The sequence below is a fragment of the Acidovorax sp. KPB24-03 genome, from assembly GCF_057546605.1.
The window spans coordinates 1-3,762 of the sequence record NZ_BAAJYR010000344.1 but is presented as its reverse complement, the minus strand read 5'-3'; the positions used below and the strand labels follow the sequence as shown (position 1 = coordinate 3,762).

Sequence of the window (3,762 nt, the reverse complement as noted above, 5' to 3'; positions counted from 1 at the left end):
CCGCAGCGCGGCGGGGGCGCTGGCGGACGGCCCTGCGGCAGGGTGGCGGGCGGCAGTCGTGGCGGGCATGGTGGCGGGCTCCCGTGCCATCACTGGATGAAGCTGGCGTCGAAGGTGGCTTCGAGTTTTTCAGGCGCCTTGCGGATCACACCGGCCTCCAGCAGGATGGGCACCGACTCCTTCATGAACTGCATCAGCTCGCCGGCGAAGAACTTCTGGTTGGCCGCCTTGTCCTGCCAGCGCAGGTAGGCCGACGACTTGGCGAACTGCTCGCCGCTTTGCTTGACGGCCGAGCCCATGATCTCGTTGGCCTTGGCGGGGTCCGCCTTGATCATCTCCAGCGCCTCGAAATACGAGTTGGCCAGGGCCTGCGCCGCCTTGGCGTTGGCCTTGAGCCAGGTGGGCGCGCAGCCTACGGTGTCCATCACCATGGGGTAGTCGATGGTGGTGGCCAGGATCTTGCCGGCCTGCGGGTTGGCGCGCACGGTGGACAGGTAAGGCTCGTAAGTCATGGCGGCATCGTTCTGGCCGGACACGAAGGCCTGCGCAGCGGGCTGGGGTTCGAGCGAGACGGTCTTCACGTCCTTGAGCGTCATGCCGTTCTTGTTCAGCATCCAGGCCAGGCCGAAGTACGGCGCGGTGCCCGGCGCGCTCACGCCGATGGTCTTGCCCTTGAGGTCGGCGAAGCCCTTCACGTCGTTGCGCACGGCCAAGCCGTCGGCGCCGTAGGACTTGTCCATCTGGAAGATCTGCACGATGGGCACGCCGTTGGCGTTCCAGGCCACATGCGTTTCCACCGTGGTGGCCGCGCACTGGATCGCCTCGGAGGCCAGGGCCAGGTGGCGGTCTTTCTGCGGAATCATCTTGAGTTCCACATCCAGGCCGTTCTTCTTGAAAATGCCCGCCTTGTCGGCCAGCGTGAGCGGCGCGAAGCCCGTCCAGCCCGACATGCCCAGCGCAATCTTCACGTTCTGCGCCTGGGCCTGCAGGGACAGCCCCGCCACACAAACGCCCGCCACCGCCAGCGACACCATTTTCAAAACCGATCGGCCCATCATCTGCTCCTCACAAGAAAAGATCGAGTCGCGCACCTGGAAGGCACGCGCCGCATTGCTCCGACGCCCGGAATGATGGCGGTGCGACAGACCTGTCTATACAGGGTTACTACGCACAGGCCCCCATTTGCACACGCATATTCCCACCGGGCGGGAGCCCTGGAGTCGGGCGATTTCTCGCGCCGGTCCGGGTGACGGGTGGGCTTGCAAGATCGGGGCCCGGCCGGCGCGGTGGCGACCCGTTCCGCTGGCATTGCGGCCAATGCTATTATTTTCATAGCATCAAAGGCAGGAAATATCCCGGCAACGGCCCTGTTTCGATCCAAAAGCCTCTATCTTTGGTGGCACACCGCCACTGGAGCCCCCGGTGCGGCAACGGGCGGCGACCCGCATCGACGGCCCGGACTGGTGCGGCCCGCGCATCGCCACCCACCGACTGCCCCAGCGCTGTGCGTCCCAGGCGCGGCCCCGCGGAAAGTAGGTACAAGCCCGGTGCCCGCGCAGGGCAAGCCCGCGTGGCGGTGCAGCCCCGCCCGTTAGAATTTGTTTTTATCTAGAAAAGCGCCCTGCCATGAAGCAGCAACACCCGGCCCTTCTTTCCCTTCTGGAAACCCACGAATCCGCCATCCTGGATGAGTGGCTGGCCGAGGCAGGCGCCCAAGACCCCACCCACCAGCGCGCCACGGCGGCGCAGGCGCGCGAACTGCTGCAGCTGCTGCGCAGCGCGCTGCAGGCTGGCGGCGACGCGCAAGGCCCCAATGGCCCGGCCTGGCAAGGCATGAACGAGGCGCTCGAAGCGCTTTCGCGCTCGCGCGCCTCGCGCGGCCAGACGGCGGGCGACACCAGCGTGTTCGTCCAGGCCATGAAAAAGCCCCTCTTCACGCTGCTGCAGCAGACGGTGCCCGCCGCCGCCGACCTGGTTCCGGCCCTGTGGTCCGCCACGGCGCTGGTCGACCAGCTGGCCCAGCGCACGGCCAACACCTTCCAGCAGGCGCGCGAGGACATCATCCGCCGCCAGCAGGAAGAGCTGCTGGAGCTGTCCACCCCCGTGGTGAAGCTCTGGGACGGCGTGCTGGCCGTCCCCATGATCGGCGTCCTGGACAGCAACCGCACGCAGGTGGTCATGGAAACGCTGCTGCAGCGCATCCTGGAGACCGAATCGGAACTCGCCATCATCGACATCACCGGGGTGCCTACCGTGGACACGCTGGTCGCGCAGCATCTGCTCAAGACCGTGGCGGCCATCCGGCTCATGGGCGCGGACTGCATCATCAGCGGCATCCGCCCGCAGATCGCACAGACCATCGTGCACCTGGGCATCGACCTGCAAGGCATCTACACGCGCGCCAATCTGGCGGACGCGCTGTCGCTGGCGCTGCAGAAAACCGGCTGGCGCATCACGCGCGCCGCCTGATCCGGAGCACCCCATGGACCGCATTCCCATTCTTCGCATGGGCGAAACCCTGCTGGTCACCATCCAGGTGGACATGCAGGACCGCACCGCCATGCAGTTGCAGGACGACCTGGCCGACCGCATCGCCAAGACGGGCGCCACCGGCGTCATGATCGACATCTCGGGCCTGGAAATCGTGGACTCGTTCGTCGGGCGCATGCTGAGCAGCATCTCCGGCATCGCGCGCATTCTCTCGGCCCACACGGTGGTGGTGGGCATGCAGCCCGCCGTGGCCATCACCCTGGTGGAACTGGGCCTGTCCCTGGAAGGCGTTCGCACCGCACTCAACGTGGAGCGCGGAATGCAATTGCTGGAGCGCATCCGCCAGGAGCCATCCCTTGTCCGCTGATCCCGCCGGCACGTTGCCGATCGCGTCGGAGCAGCACATCGTCGCCTGCCGGCAGACGGTCCGCGTCCTGTGCACTCAGCTGAAATTCTCGCTGGTGGACCAGACGAAACTCATCACGGCGGCCAGCGAGCTGTCGCGCAACACGCTGGTGCACGGTGGCGGCGGCCGCATGCGCTGGGAAACGCTGGAGCGGCAGGGCCGCCATGGCCTGCAACTGCATTTCGAAGACGAGGGGCCGGGCATTTCCGACCTGAAGCTCGCCCTGACCGACGGCTGGACCTCGGGCGGCGGCATGGGCCTGGGACTGCCGGGCAGCCGGCGCCTGGTCAATGAGTTCGACATCCACACGGCCCCCGGCGAAGGGACCCGCGTGAGCATCACCAAATGGAAGTAGCCGCCCCCACGGGCAACGCCCCCCAGTTGCTGATGGGATGGACGCACACGGCCTTCGCGATGGGCGACACCAGCTGCGTGGGCGAAGCCCGGCGCTTCGCCGCCCACGCGAGCGCCGAGATGGAATGGGGCGACACCGACAGCGGGCGCCTGTCCATCGTGGTGACCGAGCTGGCCAACAACCTGCACCTGCACGCCCGCGAAGGCCGCTTGCTGATCGCGGCCGTGCCGGCGCTCGGCCTGGTGGAGGTGATTGCCATCGACCACGGGCCAGGCATCCAGGACCTGCCGCTGTCCATGCGCGACGGCTACTCCACCGGCGGCACGCAGGGCGCCGGGCTGGGCGCGGTCCGGCGGCTGGCGGACGACTTCGACATCCACTCCTCCGTACCGCAGGGCACGGTGTGCGTGGCCCGCGTGCGCCAGCACCGCGAGGCCGGCGATGCGCCAGCCGCCCCGCCCCAGACCCTGCGGGTGGGTGCCATCCGGTTGCCGCTGGCGGGCGAGACCGT

The 3,762-nt window shown here is 67.7% G+C and carries 5 protein-coding genes; 4 read left to right on the top strand and 1 reads right to left on the bottom strand.

Annotated elements, in window-relative coordinates; genetic code table 11:
• Positions 1-89 precede the first annotated feature (89 nt).
• The gene (locus AC27KI_RS20500; protein WP_272563943.1) at positions 90-1,055 is read right to left on the bottom strand and encodes an ABC transporter substrate-binding protein; all 966 of its coding nucleotides are present in this window, start codon (positions 1,053-1,055) and stop codon (positions 90-92) included.
• Positions 1,056-1,626: 571 nt separating this feature from the next.
• On the opposite strand from AC27KI_RS20500, the gene AC27KI_RS20495 reads away from it, so the two are divergent.
• The 4 genes from AC27KI_RS20495 to AC27KI_RS20480 form a co-directional block, all read left to right on the top strand.
• Positions 1,627-2,469, top strand: coding sequence for an STAS domain-containing protein (locus tag AC27KI_RS20495; protein WP_284428716.1), 843 nt, complete (start codon positions 1,627-1,629; stop codon positions 2,467-2,469).
• 13 nt (positions 2,470-2,482) lie between these two features.
• On the top strand, positions 2,483-2,857 hold the full coding sequence (locus tag AC27KI_RS20490; RefSeq protein WP_284409314.1) for an STAS domain-containing protein: 375 nt from the start codon (positions 2,483-2,485) through the stop codon (positions 2,855-2,857).
• Positions 2,847-3,251 (top strand): anti-sigma regulatory factor, encoded by a 405-nt coding sequence (locus AC27KI_RS20485; RefSeq protein WP_272563946.1) that lies wholly within the window; start codon positions 2,847-2,849, stop codon positions 3,249-3,251. Before AC27KI_RS20490 ends, AC27KI_RS20485 begins: the two co-directional genes overlap by 11 nt.
• A partial coding sequence (locus AC27KI_RS20480) for an anti-sigma regulatory factor (protein ID WP_487115549.1) occupies positions 3,242-3,762 on the top strand: 521 nt, incomplete at its 3' end. The genes AC27KI_RS20485 and AC27KI_RS20480, both read left to right, overlap by 10 nt.

Bases quoted from the DNA above. Each gene is read 5' to 3' on its own strand.
- AC27KI_RS20500 (WP_272563943.1), bottom strand. From the start codon at position 1,055: ATGGGCCGATCGGTTTTGAAAATGGTGTCGCTGGCGGTGGCGGGCGTT.
- AC27KI_RS20495 (WP_284428716.1), top strand. From the start codon at position 1,627: ATGAAGCAGCAACACCCGGCCCTTCTTTCCCTTCTGGAAACCCACGAA.
- AC27KI_RS20490 (WP_284409314.1), top strand. From the start codon at position 2,483: ATGGACCGCATTCCCATTCTTCGCATGGGCGAAACCCTGCTGGTCACC.